This is a genomic window from Xanthomonas sp. NCPPB 3959, assembly GCF_056675575.1.
Window position 1 is genome coordinate 42,034 of the sequence record NZ_JBWWVR010000001.1, and the last position, 15,144, is coordinate 57,177.

The 15,144-nt window shown below is 63.9% G+C and carries 10 protein-coding genes; 4 read left to right on the forward strand and 6 right to left on the reverse strand.

What is annotated here, in order from left to right; translation table 11 throughout:
- Positions 1–40: 40 nt before the first annotated feature.
- A complete protein-coding gene (gene acnA, locus AC1KVG_RS00180) occupies positions 41–2,809 on the reverse strand; it encodes an aconitate hydratase AcnA (protein WP_481093141.1) in 2,769 nt (922 codons plus the stop codon).
- Positions 2,810–2,960: 151 nt separating this feature from the next.
- Between acnA and AC1KVG_RS00185 the strand changes: the two genes are divergently transcribed.
- The 4 genes from AC1KVG_RS00185 (at position 2,961) to AC1KVG_RS00200 (ending at position 7,328) form a co-directional block, all read left to right on the forward strand.
- A complete protein-coding gene (locus tag AC1KVG_RS00185; RefSeq protein WP_002806474.1) occupies positions 2,961–3,209 on the forward strand; it encodes an AbrB/MazE/SpoVT family DNA-binding domain-containing protein in 249 nt (82 codons plus the stop codon).
- Positions 3,206–3,616, forward strand: coding sequence for a type II toxin-antitoxin system VapC family toxin (locus tag AC1KVG_RS00190; RefSeq protein ID WP_006451233.1), 411 nt, complete (start codon positions 3,206–3,208; stop codon positions 3,614–3,616). Before AC1KVG_RS00185 ends, AC1KVG_RS00190 begins: the two co-directional genes overlap by 4 nt.
- A 75-nt stretch (positions 3,617–3,691) precedes the next feature.
- The gene (acnB, locus tag AC1KVG_RS00195) at positions 3,692–6,283 is read left to right on the forward strand and encodes a bifunctional aconitate hydratase 2/2-methylisocitrate dehydratase (protein ID WP_074057548.1); all 2,592 of its coding nucleotides are present in this window, start codon (positions 3,692–3,694) and stop codon (positions 6,281–6,283) included.
- A gap of 196 nt (positions 6,284–6,479) precedes the next feature.
- Positions 6,480–7,328, forward strand: coding sequence for an alpha/beta fold hydrolase (locus tag AC1KVG_RS00200; protein ID WP_481093142.1), 849 nt, complete (start codon positions 6,480–6,482; stop codon positions 7,326–7,328).
- A 283-nt stretch (positions 7,329–7,611) separates the two neighbouring features.
- Here AC1KVG_RS00200 and AC1KVG_RS00205 read toward each other — a convergent pair whose 3' ends face one another.
- The 5 genes from AC1KVG_RS00205 to AC1KVG_RS00225 all read right to left on the reverse strand — a co-directional run bounded on the left by AC1KVG_RS00205 (position 7,612) and on the right by AC1KVG_RS00225 (position 15,109).
- Positions 7,612–9,954 (reverse strand): putative bifunctional diguanylate cyclase/phosphodiesterase, encoded by a 2,343-nt coding sequence (locus AC1KVG_RS00205; RefSeq protein WP_481093143.1) that lies wholly within the window; start codon positions 9,952–9,954, stop codon positions 7,612–7,614.
- Between the two features lie 6 nt (positions 9,955–9,960).
- The gene (locus AC1KVG_RS00210) at positions 9,961–11,037 is read right to left on the reverse strand and encodes a protein-glutamate methylesterase/protein-glutamine glutaminase (RefSeq protein WP_006448344.1); all 1,077 of its coding nucleotides are present in this window, start codon (positions 11,035–11,037) and stop codon (positions 9,961–9,963) included.
- On the reverse strand, positions 11,034–11,630 hold the full coding sequence (gene cheD / locus AC1KVG_RS00215; protein WP_481093144.1) for a chemoreceptor glutamine deamidase CheD: 597 nt from the start codon (positions 11,628–11,630) through the stop codon (positions 11,034–11,036). The genes AC1KVG_RS00210 and cheD overlap by 4 nt, the downstream gene beginning before the upstream one ends.
- Positions 11,627–12,490 (reverse strand): CheR family methyltransferase, encoded by an 864-nt coding sequence (locus AC1KVG_RS00220; protein ID WP_023903866.1) that lies wholly within the window; start codon positions 12,488–12,490, stop codon positions 11,627–11,629. Before AC1KVG_RS00220 ends, cheD begins: the two co-directional genes overlap by 4 nt.
- Before the next feature lie 240 nt (positions 12,491–12,730).
- On the reverse strand, positions 12,731–15,109 hold the full coding sequence (locus tag AC1KVG_RS00225) for a methyl-accepting chemotaxis protein (protein WP_481093145.1): 2,379 nt from the start codon (positions 15,107–15,109) through the stop codon (positions 12,731–12,733).
- Positions 15,110–15,144 lie beyond the last annotated feature (35 nt).

The window sequence follows — 15,144 nt, forward strand, 5'->3', positions numbered from 1 at the left end:
GGAGTGTCGTTGAACGTGTGAAGCGCAATGCGCTGGGCGATCAGGCCGCTTTGCGTGCAGCCAATTGGCGTAGCACGTACTGCAACAAACCACCGTGCTTGAAGTACTCCACTTCCTTGGGCGTGAGCAGCAGTACCTTGACCTGGAACTGCTTGACGCTGCCGTCGGACTTCTTGGCATCGACGGTGGCGCGACGGCTGGCGCCATCTTGCAGGCCGGTGATGTCCAAGACCTCGGAGCCATCCAGACCCAGCGTCTGCGCGTTTTCGTTCTCGAGGAACTGCAGCGGCAGCACGCCCATGCCGACTAGGTTGGAGCGATGGATGCGCTCGAAGCTCTCGGCAATCACCGCCTTGACGCCGAGCAGGTTGGTGCCCTTGGCCGCCCAGTCGCGCGATGAGCCGGTGCCGTATTCCTTGCCGGCCAGCACCACCAACGGCACGCCATCGGCCTTGTACTTCACTGCCGCGTCGTAGATCGCCAGCTTTTCCGGCTGGCCACCGTTGGCGGGGTAATACAGCGTGTTGCCGCCTTCTTCGCCGCCGAACATCAGGTTCTTGATGCGGATGTTGGCGAAGGTGCCGCGCACCATGACATCGTCGTTGCCGCGACGGCTGCCGTAGCTATTGAAGTCGGCCGGCTGCACGCCGCGCTCCTGTAGGAAGCGACCCGCCGGCGAATCCTTCTTGATGTTGCCGGCCGGGGAGATGTGGTCGGTGGTGATCGAGTCGCCGAACAGGCCCATGATGCGCGCGCCGTGCACGTCCTCGACGTGGCCGACCTGCATGGTCATGCCGTCGAAGTAGGGTGGGTTCTTGATGTAGGTCGAGGCCGCGTCCCATTCGTATAGCGCACCGTCCGGGGAGGCGATGGTGGTCCAGCGGCTGTCGCCCTTGAACACGTCGGCGTAGTTCTGCTTGAACATTTCCGGGCCGACGGTGGCGGCGATGGTGTCGCCGATTTCCTTGTTGCTCGGCCAGATGTCGCGCAGATACACCGGCTGTCCGTCGCTGCCGGTACCCAGCGGCTCGGTGGTGAGGTCGATGTCGGTGGTACCGGCGATCGCATACGCCACCACCAGCGGCGGCGAGGCGAGGTAGTTCATCTTCACTTCGGGATGCACGCGGCCTTCGAAGTTGCGGTTGCCCGACAACACCGAGGACACCACCAGATCGTCCTTGGCGATCGCTGCCGAGACGTCGTCCGGCAGCGGGCCGGAGTTGCCGATGCAGGTGGTGCAGCCGTAGCCGACCACGTAGAAACCGAGTGTTTCCAGATCGGCGAGCACGCCGGCCTTGGTCAGGTAATCGGTGACCACACGCGAGCCAGGCCCGAGCGAGGTTTTCACCCATGGCTGCGCCTTCAGGCCCTTGGCCGCCGCATTACGCGCGAGCAGGCCGGCGCCGAGCATCACCGCCGGGTTGGAGGTATTGGTGCAGGAGGTGATCGCGGCGATCACCACCGAGCCGTCGCGCAGCTGCCAACCGGCGCCGCTGTCGGTGGCGCTCTCGGCCTGAGCGGCCTTGGCACCAACTGCGGTCCCGCCGCCGCCTTCGTTCTTCAGGCGGTCTTCCTGCTTGATATCGGTTGCGCGCTTGCTGCGCGCATCCACGAACGGCTTGAGGCTCTCGCGGAAGTTGGTCTGCATGTCTTCCAGCAGCACCCGATCCTGCGGCCGCTTGGGGCCGGCCAACGACGGCTTGACCTCGCCCATGTCCAGCTCCAGCGTGGCGCTGTATTGCGCCTGCGGAGTATTGGCGTCGTGCCACAAACCCTGCGCCTTTGCATAGGCCTCGACCAGCGCAATCTGTTCCTCGCTGCGGCCGGACAGGCGCAGATAGGTCAGCGATTCTTCGTCGACCGGGAAGATGCCGCAGGTGGCGCCGTATTCCGGTGCCATGTTGCCGATGGTGGCGCGGTCGGCCAGCGGCAGATGCTGCAAGCCTTCGCCATAGAACTCGACGAACTTGCCGACCACGCCGGCCTTGCGCAGCATCTGGGTGACGGTGAGTACCAGGTCGGTGGCGGTGGCGCCTTCAGGCATCTTGCCGCTGAGCTTGAAGCCGACCACCTGCGGAATCAGCATGGACGACGGCTGCCCAAGCATTGCCGCCTCGGCCTCGATCCCGCCAACGCCCCAGCCCAACACGCCGATGCCGTTGATCATGGTGGTGTGGCTGTCGGTGCCGAACACGGTGTCCGGATAGGCAATCTGGGTCCCGTCCTTGTCCGCGCTCATCACCACGCGCGCCAGGTTTTCCAGGTTCACCTGATGGACGATGCCGGTGTTGGGCGGCACCACCTTGAAGTTTTCAAAGGCCTTCTGACCCCAGCGCAGGAAGCCGTAACGTTCCTGATTGCGCTGGAATTCGATTTTGCCGTTGAGGTCGAGCGCATCGGCCGAGCCGAACACATCCACCTGCACGGAGTGGTCGATGACCAATTCAGAGGGAATCTGCGGGTTGATCTGGTCGGCGTTGCCGCCGAGCTTGACCACGGCATCGCGCATCGCGGCCAGGTCGACCACGCACGGCACGCCGGTGAAGTCCTGCAGCACCACGCGGGCCGGCATGAAGGCGATCTCGATATCGGGCTCGGCCTTGGGGTCCCATTTGGCGACCGCCTCGATGTGGTCCTTGCCGACGGTGACACCGCCGTCTTCATGCCGGAGCAGGTTCTCCAGCAGGATCTTCATGGAATAGGGCAGGTGGCCGATATCGAAGCGCTCGCCCAGCTTTGGCAGGCTGTAGTACTCGTAGCGCTTGCCGTGGACCTCAAGCGAGGTGCGGGTGGAAAAGGAATCGCTCATGCATCACTCCTATGGCAGCAGGCTTTAGGTTTCTTCTGAACAGTGTGACTAATTCAGTGTGTACGTTCGGTTGCAAGACTCGGTATGTGGCCTTGAGTACGACAAGTCAAGTATGTAGAATCGCTGCATACTTTATGCCGGGGCCAGCTTCATGGAAGCCACAGTTGCCGAACGCGGGCAGATCACGCTGCCCAAAGCCGTACGCGATGCCCTGGGCCTGACCAAGGGCACCACGCTCAAGATCGAGCTCGACGGCGGCCGCATCATCCTGCGCAAGGACGTCAGCGAGGCGCTGCGCAAGGTGCGCGGCAAGTTCAAGCTGGTCGACGGCCTGACCAACACCGACGAAGCCATGCGCGCCATCCGTGGCCGCGCGCCCGGGGATCCGTTCGACCCATGATCGCCCTGGATTCTTCGGTGCTGCTGGACATCCTGATCGGCGATGCGGTCTACGGCGAGGTGTCGGAGATCTGCATCGGTGATGCGCTGGCGCGTGACGAGGTGGTGGTCTGCGATGCGGTGGTGGCCGAGGTGCTGGCCATGCTCGATACCCAGGTCGACCTGATGGAAACGCTGGCCTCGATCGGAGTGCGTTACGAAGCCACCCAGGAAGCGGCGGCGGTACGCGCCGGCCATATGAACAAGCGCTTCCGCGCTCGTGGCGGCAAGCGCGAGCGGGTGGTGGCCGATTTTCTGATCGGCGCCCACGCGATGCTCCAGTGCGATGGGCTGATCACCCGCGACGAGGGCTTTTTTCGCGACTACTTCAAGGGTTTGAAGATCGTTGTTCCCAAACCCGCAAGCTGATCCGCACGCATCCACGTTTCGCATTTACACATTCACGTTTTACACATTCACACGTTGTCTTTTCGGAGAATCCGCATGTTGGAAGCCTATCGCCACCACGTTGCAGAGCGCGCCGCGCTCGGTATCCCGCCGCTGCCGCTGACCGCGCAGCAGACCGCCGAGGTCATCGAGCTGCTCAAGGCCCCGCCTGCGGGTGAAGCGGAGTTCCTGGTCGAGCTGCTCAGCCAGCGCGTGCCGGCCGGCGTCGACGACGCTGCCAAGGTCAAGGCCTCGTACCTGGCCGCGCTGGCGTTCGGCACCGAGACCACCGCACTGATCAACCCCACGCGTGCGACCGAGCTGCTCGGCACCATGCTGGGCGGCTACAACATCCAGCCGCTGATCGATCTGCTCGACAACGCCGAGCTGGGCGCCACCGCCGCCGAAGCGCTCAAGCACACCTTGCTGGTGTTCGATGCCTTCCACGACGTGCAGGAAAAGGCCGAGGCCGGTAATGCGCACGCCAAGGCCGTGCTGCAGAGCTGGGCCGAGGCCGAGTGGTTCACCAGCAAGCCGGAAGTGCCGCAGAGCCTGACCGTCACCGTGTTCAAGGTGCCGGGCGAAACCAACACCGACGACCTGTCGCCGGCCCCGGATGCGACCACCCGCCCGGACATCCCGCTGCATGCGCTCGCGATGCTCAAGAACGCGCGCGACGGCGCGGCGTTCGTGCCGGAAGAAGACGGCAAGCGCGGCCCGATCCAGGCCATTGCCGATCTCAAGGACAAGGGCCATCTGGTCGCCTATGTGGGCGATGTGGTCGGTACCGGTTCCTCGCGCAAGTCGGCGACCAACTCGGTGCTGTGGTGGACCGGCGAGGACATTCCGTTCATTCCGAACAAGCGCTTCGGCGGCGTGTGCCTGGGCGCGAAGATCGCGCCGATCTTCTACAACACGATGGAAGATGCGGGTGCATTGCCGATCGAGCTGGACGTGTCGCAGATGGAGCACGGCGATGTGGTCGAGCTGCGTCCGTACGACGGCAAGGCGCTGAAGAACGGCCAGGTGATCGCCGAGTTCGCGATGAAGTCGGACGTGCTGTTCGATGAAGTGCGCGCCGGTGGCCGCATTCCGCTGATCGTGGGCCGCGGCCTGACCGCCAAGGCGCGCGAATTCCTGGGCCTGCCGGCGTCGGATCTGTTCCGTCTGCCGATGGTGCCACCGGATACCGGCAAGGGCTTCTCGCTGGCGCAGAAGATGGTCGGCCGCGCCTGTGGCTTGCCGGAAGGCGAGGGCATGCGCCCGGGCACCTATTGCGAACCGAAGATGACCTCGGTGGGCTCGCAGGACACCACCGGCCCGATGACCCGCGACGAGCTGAAGGACCTGGCCTGCCTGGGCTTCTCGGCCGACCTGGTGATGCAGTCGTTCTGCCACACCGCCGCTTATCCGAAGCCGGTGGACGTCAAGACCCACCACACCTTGCCGGAGTTCATCTCCACCCGTGGCGGCGTCTCGCTGCGTCCGGGCGACGGCGTGATTCACAGCTGGCTCAATCGCATGCTGCTGCCCGACACCGTCGGCACCGGCGGCGACTCGCACACCCGTTTCCCGATCGGTATTTCGTTCCCGGCCGGCTCCGGTCTGGTGGCCTTTGCCGCCGCCACCGGTGTGATGCCGCTGGACATGCCCGAGAGCGTGCTGGTGCGCTTCAAGGGTGAGATGCAGCCGGGCGTGACCCTACGTGACCTGGTCAACGCGATCCCGCTGTATGCGATCAAGGACGGTCTGCTGACCGTGGCCAAGCAGGGCAAGAAGAACATCTTCTCCGGCCGCATCCTGGAGATCGAAGGCTTGCCGAATCTGAAGGTGGAGCAGGCGTTCGAGCTGTCCGATGCCTCGGCCGAACGTTCGGCCGCAGGTTGCACCGTGCACCTGGACAAGGCGCCGATCATCGAATACCTGACCAGCAACATCACCCTGCTGCGCTGGATGATTGCCGAAGGCTACGCGGATGCGCGCACGCTGGGCCGCCGCATCAAGAAGATGGAAGAATGGCTGGCCGATCCGCAGCTGCTGCAGCCCGATGCCGACGCCGAGTATGCCGCCGTCATCGAGATCGATCTGGCCGATATCCACGAGCCAATCGTGGCGTGCCCGAACGACCCGGACGACGTCAAGACGCTGTCCGAGGTTGCCGGTGCGGCGATCGACGAGGTGTTCATCGGTTCGTGCATGACCAACATCGGTCACTTCCGTGCCGCTGCCAAGTTGCTGGAAGGCAAGCGCGATATCCCGACCCGCTTGTGGGTTGCGCCGCCGACCAAGATGGACGCCTCCGAGCTGACCAAGGAAGGCCATTACGGGACCTTCGGTGCAGCCGGCGCACGCATGGAAATGCCGGGCTGCTCGCTGTGCATGGGCAACCAGGCACAGGCACGCGAGGGCGCCACGGTGTTCTCCACCTCCACGCGTAACTTCCCGAATCGTCTTGGCCGCAACACCAACGTGTATCTGGGTTCGGCAGAGTTGGCCGCGATCTGCTCGCGTCTGGGTCGCATCCCGACCAAGGACGAGTACATGGCTGATGTGGGCGTGATCAAGACCAGTGGCGATCAGATCTACCGCTACATGAACTTCGATCAGATCCAGGAGTATCAGGATGTCGCCGATACCGTCGCGGCCTGATCGAGCTGCTTGATCTCGTGTTCGAAAACGCCCGGCAATGCCGGGCGTTTTTCGTTATTCGGGCGGTCACTTCGCTTTGCCTGCACGATGCCGGAAATTAAAGCCAATAGCAGTTAACTCGCCTGTCGCGTTGCAACAAAAATCTGAAGTGCAGGGGACTAGAGTGGCGCCGCTCCCATGGCTCTCATGATTTCCAATGCCTATTTGCACGATCGCTGGTCAAACGCTGCACTACGCACAATACGGTCAAGGGTTTCCGGTTCTGCTTGGCCACAGCTACCTCTGGGATGCGGCCATGTGGGAGCCGCAGATTCACGCGCTCTCGCAGTACTATCGGGTCATCGTTCCCGAGCTGTGGGGACATGGGCAATCGGCGGCACTGCCAGCCGGCACGCAGACGGTTGGCGATCTTGCCGAACAGATGCTGCTATTGCTGGATGCGCTGGAACTGCCGCAATGCGCGGTGGTCGGTTTGTCGGTCGGTGGCATGTGGGGCGCGGAGCTTGCGTTGCTTGCGCCGGAGCGTGTGCGCAGCCTGGTGCTGATGGATACGTTTCTGGGTGCCGAGCCGCAGGCGACTCAGACGCGTTATTTCGGCTTGCTGGATGCGATCGAGGCGGCGGGGCAGGTGACGCCTGCGTTGATCGAGGCAATCGTGCCGATCTTTTTCCGTCCCGGTATCGATCTGAGCTCTGCGTTGCCGGCTGCGTTTGCGCAGCGCCTGGCGGCGATGTCGGCCGAGCAGCTGCGCGCATCGGTGGTGCCATTGGGCCGGTTGATCTTCGGGCGTGCCGATCGGTTGGAGGCGATGTCGGCGCTGAATCCGGCAAACACGTTCTTGTTGGGTGGCGAATACGATATTCCGCGCCCGCCGGAAGAGCTATGGCTGATGGCCGAAGTGATCGGCTGCGATTACGAGTTGGTGCCCGATGCCGGGCATATCGCGTCGCTGGAGAATCCGGCGTTCGTCACCGCACAGTTGTTGGGATGGTTGAAGCGGACAGTGGGGCAAGGTGTTGGCATGGTCGCTGAGAGCTACGCTTGAAGGCAGCGCTTAGACGAAGGCGTCGGTCAGTGCAGCAGTGCATGGATGAAGCCCGTACCCTCACCCCAACCCCTCTCCCGCAGGGAGAGGGGCTTTAGTTCCCTTCTCCTACGGGAGAAGGTGGCGCGAAGCGCCGGATGAGGGTACGAGTTACTTGAGTGCCACCAGCCCAAGCGCGATCAGAACTTCAACGATTACGGTCTACGCAACGGCCGAGGCTGAAACAGCTGTCAAGGTTGAGGCAGCAGCGAAGGCTGAAGTAAATCGCTGAGGCTTCAATGCTCTAAGGCTGCGCACCCAACCAGGCTTCCAACGCCGCAGCCGGCAACGGCCGTGAGAACAGATAGCCCTGCAGCACTTCGCAGCCCAGGTCGGCGAGGAACAAGCGCTGCGCCTCGTTTTCCACGCCTTCTGCAACCACGTGCTTGCGCAGATGTTCGCCGATGCGCAACACCGAGGTGGTGAGCGCGCGAGCGTCTTCGCTGTGTTCGATGTCGCGCACGAAGCTCATGTCCAGCTTGAGTTCGTCGATCGGCAGGCGGTGCAGATGGCTCAGGCTGGAATAGCCGGTGCCGAAGTCGTCCAGCGACAACGAGATGCCGGCCTCGCGGATGGCGTGCAGGTTTTCCAGCACGCCGGGTTGCCCGGAGAGCATCACGCTTTCGGTCATTTCCAACGTGAGATCGGAGGGCAGCACGCCCATGTCGGCGATGAGTCTGAGCAGGTCGCTGAGCATGCGCGGACTTTCGAAACTGCTGGCCGACAGATTCACCGATACACGGGCCACCGGCACGCCGCGTTGGCGCCAGTCGGCGACCTGCTGGCAGGCGCGGCGCAATACCCAATCGTTGAGCTGCGGCATCATGCCTTGTTCTTCGGCCACGGGCAGAAACCGTGCCGGCGACACCGCGCCGAGTTGCGGGTGGTTCCAGCGCAGCAGTGCTTCCACGCCATACAGCGCGTGCGGTGCGGCGCTGTGCAGCTGCGGTTGATAGTGCAGTTGCAACTGGTCGCGGCCGATGGCCTGGCGCAGCTCCGCTTCCAGCGCAACGCGCTCCTGCGCCATGCGATTCATGTCGGCGCTGAAGAAGCGGAAGCGTCCGCCGCCTTCCTGCTTGGCGCGATTCATCGCCAGATCGGCATGCCGCAACAGGATGTTGATGTCGCGACCGTCCTCGGGAAACATCGCCACGCCCACGCTGGCAGACGGATGCACGGTCATGTGGCCGACCGGCAACGGCACGGCGATGGTGCAGAGCAGACGCTCCGCGGCGGCGCTGGCCTGTTCGGCACTGCATTGCGGCAGGGCGAGCGCGAATTCGTCGCCGGCCAGGCGCGCCAGCATGGCGGTGGCGGTGAGTTGTTCGCCGATGCGTAATGCGATGTCGCGCAACAGGCCATCGCCTGCGGCATGGCCCTGGCTGTCGTTGATCAGCTTGAAGCGGTCAATGTTGATGAACATCAACGCGGCCGGTTCGCTGGCGTATTCGGCCTGCGTCAACGCCTGCTCGGCGCGTGCGCTGAACATGATGCGGTTGGGCAGGCCGGTCAGCGCATCGTAGAACGCGAGCTGATGCACGCGTTGGCGGATCTGTTCGCGTTCCAGCGCCAGCGTGCACAACTGTTGGCACAGATCGGTGAGCCGCACATGCCAGGTATCGGCACGTTGCGCCTTGCGGTAATACAGCGCGAAGGTGCCGAGCACGCGCGAGCTGTTGGAGCGGATCGGCGTGCTCCAGCAGGCGCGCAAGCCCATCGGCAGCAGCAGGTCGCGGTACGGTGCGAACAGCGGGTCGGTGGCGATATCTTCCACCATGACCGCGCGGCCACGCCAGGCGGCGGTGCCGCAGGCGCCCGCACCGGGCGCGATCTTCAACCCGTTGACCGCATCGGCGTATTCGGGCGGCAGGCTGGGGGCGGCCAGCGAATGCAGGCAGCCCTGGTTGTCCGCGCTCATCACCGTGGCCAGCACGTCCGGCGCGATGCGTTCGACCTCGGTGCAGATCAAGGTCATCACGTCGATCAGCGGACGCTCCTGCACCAGCGCCTCAAGCACGCGGTGCTGCAGCACCTCGTGCATCTTGGTGTCGGTGATGTCGGTCAGCACCGCCACGTAATGCGATGGGTTGTGCCTGGCGTCGTAGATCGGATTGAAGTTGAGCGAGATCCACAGCGGCGTGCCGTCCTTGCGATAGACCAGCAGGTCGGCCTGGGTCTGCTGCAAGGCGTCGGCGCGATCGCGGATGCGCGCCACCTCGCTCTGATCGCTTTGCGCGCGGGTGAGCACGTCCGAGGGACGCTTGCCGACCAGTTCGGCCTCGGTATAGCCGAACATGCGCTGGAAGCCGTCGTTGGCATACAGCAGATGCGATTGCAGATCGCAGATCAGGATCGCACTGCTGCTGCCATCCAGCGCTTCGGCCAACAGGCGCGAGCGCGTGGCATCGGGGCGTTCGTCGGGTTTGACCATGCCGGCAGTGACCGGGCCGGCCTTGATCGACGGTGTGTCGAGTGCGCCAAGTGCTGTCGCGCTATCTACCGTTGAATCCGCAGCAGCGACCGGCGTGGTTCCCGGTGCGCCGGGAACCTCCGCCTGGTCGGTCGGAGACGGGGGCAGGGCGCTCATGCCGGATCAACGTGCCTGCGCCGACAGCGCGATCAAGCGCTCGGCAACGCGGTCCAGCGGCACCACTTCCTGCGCGGCGCCAAGCTTGTAGGCGGCACCGGGCATGCCCCACACCACGCTGCTGGCTTCGTCCTGCACCAGCGTGGGCGCGCCGGCCTGCAACATTTCCAGCAGGCCGCGTGCGCCGTCGTCACCCATGCCGGTGAGGATGGCGCCGACCGCGTTCGGGCCGGCGTTGGCGGCGACCGAGCGGAACAGCACGTCCACCGCCGGCTTGTGGCGATTGACCGGCGGGCCGTCGTCGATGCGGCAGCGCCAGCGGGCACCGTCGCGGATAATGCGCAGATGCTGGCCGCCGGGCGGCAGATAGGCGTGGCCGGGCAGGATCGCTTCGCCATCGCTGGCTTCGCGCACCGACATGGCCGAGTGACGATTGAGACGCTCGGCAAAAGCGGTGCTGAAGCTGGCCGGCAAGTGCTGGGTCATGACCACCGCCGGTGCATCGGCGGGCATGTGTTCGAGCACCACGCGCAGGGCTTCAGTGCCGCCGGCCGAGGCGCCGATGGCGATCAGGCGGTCGGTGGTACGGAAGCGCAGGGCGCTGCCGGCCACCGGCGCAGCCTGCATGTCCAGGGTGACCTTGGGCGCGCTGGGGCGATTGAGCGCGCTGACCTTGGCCTTGGAGGCCATCTTGACCTTGCTGACGATTTCTTCTGCATAGCCTTCCAGCCCGCGTGCGACATCGATCTTGGGCTTGGAGATGAAATCCACCGCGCCCAGCGACAAGGCCTGCAAGGTGGTGTCGGCGCCACGCTCGGTCAGCGATGAAATCATCACCACCGGGGTGGGGCGCAGGCGCATGAGGTTTTCCAGGAACACCAGGCCGTCCATGCGCGGCATTTCCACATCCAGCGTGATCACGTCCGGATTGAGGCGTTTGATCTTTTCGCGCGCCAGGATCGGGTCGGCGGCCGAGCCGATCACTTCGATGCCGGCATCGCGCGACAGGATCTCGGTCAGCATCTGACGCACCACCGCCGAGTCGTCGACGATCAATACGCGAACAGGGGTTTCCAGCGTCATTCGAACAACTCCACTCCACCGGTGACCGGTGCTTTGGACAGACGGGCGCGCACGGCAGATTCGGTAGCGGCGACTTCGGCTTCGTGTGCGTGCGGCAACCGCTGCACGACAACGCGTCCGGTCGTCGGGAAGAACCAGACCTTGCGCGGATGGATGCCGCACAGATCTTCGGCAATGATGGGGATGTGCTCGGCCAGCAGGTATTGGCGCACGAACTCGGCGTTGCGGGTGCCCACCGGGTTGCTCGTGAAGCCCTTGAGCACGTTGGCGCCACCGAAGACCTTGGCTTCGATCCGCTTGCGATGCGCGCCGCGCTTGAGCATGTCGTTGATCAGCAACTCCATCGCATAACTGCCGTAGCGCGCGGGTGCGCCATCGCCAACCTGGCCTTCCGGCAGCAGGAAATGGTTCATGCCGCCGATCTTCAACACCGGGTCGCGAAGACAGGCCGCAACGCACGATCCCAAGGTGGTCGTCAACGCGGTGTCGTCGTCCACCACCAGGTATTGGGTGGGCAGCAGCTTGGCGGTGATGGTCTGGAACCGCGAATCGCGGTAGCGCATGACATCGTCGACCTGCGCAGCGGTACTCATGTAGCGGCTCCCGCGCGCGGAGCACGCCGATACAGCGTGCGCCCGCACGGCTGGATCAGGTCGGCCGCGTGCAGGTAGTTCTCCGAGTGCCCGGTATAGAGCAGGCCGTCATCGCCCATGTGGCTGACCAGACGCGACAGGATGCCGCGCTGGGTGGGCTTGTCGAAATAGATCATCACGTTGCGGCAGAACAGCGCCGCATACGGGCCGCCGACGTCGTAGCGCGGCGACAGCAGATTCAACTGCTTGTATTCGATGAGCTGGCGCAGCGCCGGAATGACCCGGCACTTGCCTTCGTTGGGGCCGCTGCCGCGCTGGAAATACTTGCGCTTGATCGATGCATCCAGCGAGGCGACGCGGTCGATGGCGTAGACGCCGCGCGAGGCGGTTTCCAGCACCTGGGTATCGACGTCGGTGGCGATGATGCTCACCGGTGGCGTCAGCGAGCCGAAGGCTTCGCAGGCGGTGATGGCGATGGAGTAGGGCTCCTCACCGGTGGAGGCCGCACACGACCAGATCTTCAGCGGTGCCTGCGAGGCACGCTTTTGCAGTTCTTCGCGCAGCTTGTCGAAGTGATGCGGCTCGCGGAAGAACGAGGTCAGGTTGGTGGTCAGCGCGTTGGTGAACGCCTGCCATTCTTCCTCGTCGTTGCCTGCTTCGAGCTGGTCGATGTAGTCGCGGAAAGAGCGCAGACCGAGCACGCGCAGACGACGCGACAACCGGCCATACACCATGTCGCGCTTGGCCGGAGCCAGGGCGATGCCGACACGCTGATAGATCAGATCGCAAACGCGTTTGAAATCGCGGTCGCCAAAATCAAATTCGCGTGTGTCTGAAGCGGAAGTCGAGGTGGTCGTCATATCCGTACGCGTCGTTAGCTAGTACTGGATATCGGCCATGTGGTCATGCAACTGAAGCACCAATCTGCGCCGTCGCGGAAGGTTGGGGCCGGTTGCCGAGTATTTGTCCCGCATGACGCTGCGGCTTGGCGCCGGCAGCAGGGGATGACGGCGCAGATGCGCGTCGCAACAGAGGCAGAAATACACCGTAGAAACACACCGCCCCGGCTTGGCCGGGGCGGTGTGGGTGACAGCGGTGAATCAGAACTCTTGCCAGTTACCGTCGGCCAGTGCGGCCTGCGGCTTGGCCTGGCGCGAAGGCGCGGCCGTTGCACGCGCAGCCGGTTTGGCAGCGGGCTTGGCTGCGACCGGACGTGAGGCCACGGCCACCGGGCGCGCGCGTGCGACCGGTGCGGCAGGCTCGTCCAGCTTGAACACCGAGACTGCTTCGGCCAGGTGACCGGCCTGCTCTTCCATCGAGCGTGCGGCGGCAGTGGCTTCTTCCACCAGCGCGGCGTTCTGCTGGGTGGTTTCGTCCATCTGGGTGATGGTCTGGTTGACCTGTTCGATCCCGGCCGACTGTTCCTGCGAAGCGGCAGAGATCTCGCCCATGATGTCGGTCACGCGCTGCACGCTGGCCACGATATCGGCCATGGTCGCACCGGCCTTGCGCACCAGTGCCGAGCCTTCGGCGACCTTGTGCACGGAGTCGTCGATCAGTCCCTTGATCTCCTTGGCCGCACCGGCCGAACGCTGCGCCAGCGTGCGCACTTCCGAGGCCACCACGGCAAAGCCGCGGCCCTGTTCACCGGCACGGGCGGCTTCCACCGCTGCGTTCAAGGCCAGGATGTTGGTCTGGAACGCGATGCCGTCGATGACGGAGATGATGTCGGCGATCTTCTTGGACGAGGCTTCGATGCCGGACATGGTGGCGACCACCTGCGAGACCACTTCACCGCCTTGCGAGGCCACACCGGTGGCGCCGATGGCAAGCTGGTTGGCCTGACGGGCGCTTTCGGCGTTCTGCCTGACGGTGGAGGTGAGCTCCTCCATGGAGGCGGCGGTTTCTTCCAGATTGGCTGCCTGCTGCTCGGTACGATGCGACAGATCCTGATTGCCCGAGGCGATCTCGCCAGCCGCCGAGTTGATGGCGGTGGAGGAGACCTTGATGCGCCCGACGATGTCGGCCAGCTGCTCGGCGGTGGCATTGGCATCGTCACGCATCTGCGCGAACACGCCGCTGAATTCGCCGTGCATGCGCACGGTCAGATCGCCACGCGACAGCGCCGACAGCAGCGAGGAAATCTGCTCCAGGCTGGCAGCGTTGGCATCCAGCAAGCCGTTGAGTTGCTGCGCCAGCTGCAGGAAGAAGCCCTGCTTGCCGTCGGTTTCCACCCGGCCGCTCATGTCGCCGCTGGCAGCGGCACGCACGATACGGGCGACTTCTTCTTCGACCTGGACTTCGATGGTGCGGTCGCGCCATTCGCAGACATCGCCGGTGCTTTCGTCCTGCTCGTTCTTGATGACAGTGACGGTCTGCATCATCACGAACTCGCCGTAGCGTTCTTCAAAGCTGGTGATGCCGTCGCGTTCCAGTGCTGCGATGGCCTTGCGCACGGTCGTCTCGGGCAGGCCGAGATAACTGATGTGCTGACCGATGATCTTGCTGGCTTCAAAATCCGACGATGCCAGACGGATGCTGCCTTCGTAATGCGCGACGAGCTTCATGAACGCTTCGTTGGCGTAGATGATGATGCGATCGGTATCGGTGATGAAGGTGGCGGTGGAGGACTTGTCCAGCGCGGTGCGAATGCGCAGGTTTTCGTCGGCAATCTTCTGGTCGCGTTCGATGCGTTCCTTCAGATCGCGCTGCATGCGCTGCATGGAGCGCATCAGTTCGCCCACTTCGTCCTGGCCCTGCACGTTGATCTGACCATCGAGTTTGCCGCCGGCGATTTCGGTGGCGGTGGAGACCGCGCCGCGCATGCTCTTGACGATGGAACGGGCGAACAGAAACGCCAGACCCAGGCCACCAGCGATGCCGAGCAGCAACACCACCATGCTCAAGGTGACCGAGGTGGCGTGGACCTTCTCGGCCTTGCTCTTGGCCGCCTGCGCCAGGCGGTTGTCTTCGACGATCAACGCGGCCAGCGAATCCTTGGCCTTGTTGTGCAGGGTGCGGGTTTCGCCGACGAAGGTGTCGACGGCATCGTCGGGCAGATTGAGTTCGAGCATTTCGTTGACGCTGGCGTAGGAAGCCGAGGCCTTCTTCCAGTCTGCCACGAAGCTCGCAAACAGCTTCTTCTGCTCCGGGCTTTCGATCAGGCGGGGATAGCCCTTGATCGTCGCTTCGATTTCGCCATCGAGCCGCTTGGCGCGGAGCTTGGCTTCCTGCTTCACCGCGTCGCTTGCGCGCACCAAACTTTGATAAGAAGCATTACGGTATTCGCCGAGCATGCCGCGCAGGTCGCCTGCTTCGCGCACGCTGGACATGGTGTTGCCGGCCAGGTCACTGGTGACGTTGTTGAGCGAGGCCAGACCCGAATAAGCGATGATCCCCTGCACCAGCAAGATCAGCAGCACGATGCCGAATGCCAGCATCAGCTTGGGCATCAATTTCAGATTGTTGATCCATTGCATTGACACGATTCCCCGTAGAAGTCAGTCCGCATAAG

Coding starts and splice junctions, on each gene's coding strand:
- acnA (WP_481093141.1), bottom strand. CDS start 2,809: ATGAGCGATTCCTTTTCCACCCGCACCTCGCTTGAGGTCCACGGCAAG.
- AC1KVG_RS00185 (WP_002806474.1), top strand. CDS start 2,961: ATGGAAGCCACAGTTGCCGAACGCGGGCAGATCACGCTGCCCAAAGCC.
- AC1KVG_RS00190 (WP_006451233.1), top strand. CDS start 3,206: ATGATCGCCCTGGATTCTTCGGTGCTGCTGGACATCCTGATCGGCGAT.
- acnB (WP_074057548.1), top strand. CDS start 3,692: ATGTTGGAAGCCTATCGCCACCACGTTGCAGAGCGCGCCGCGCTCGGT.
- AC1KVG_RS00200 (WP_481093142.1), top strand. CDS start 6,480: ATGCCTATTTGCACGATCGCTGGTCAAACGCTGCACTACGCACAATAC.
- AC1KVG_RS00205 (WP_481093143.1), bottom strand. CDS start 9,954: ATGAGCGCCCTGCCCCCGTCTCCGACCGACCAGGCGGAGGTTCCCGGC.
- AC1KVG_RS00210 (WP_006448344.1), bottom strand. CDS start 11,037: ATGACGCTGGAAACCCCTGTTCGCGTATTGATCGTCGACGACTCGGCG.
- cheD (WP_481093144.1), bottom strand. CDS start 11,630: ATGAGTACCGCTGCGCAGGTCGACGATGTCATGCGCTACCGCGATTCG.
- AC1KVG_RS00220 (WP_023903866.1), bottom strand. CDS start 12,490: ATGACGACCACCTCGACTTCCGCTTCAGACACACGCGAATTTGATTTT.
- AC1KVG_RS00225 (WP_481093145.1), bottom strand. CDS start 15,109: ATGCAATGGATCAACAATCTGAAATTGATGCCCAAGCTGATGCTGGCA.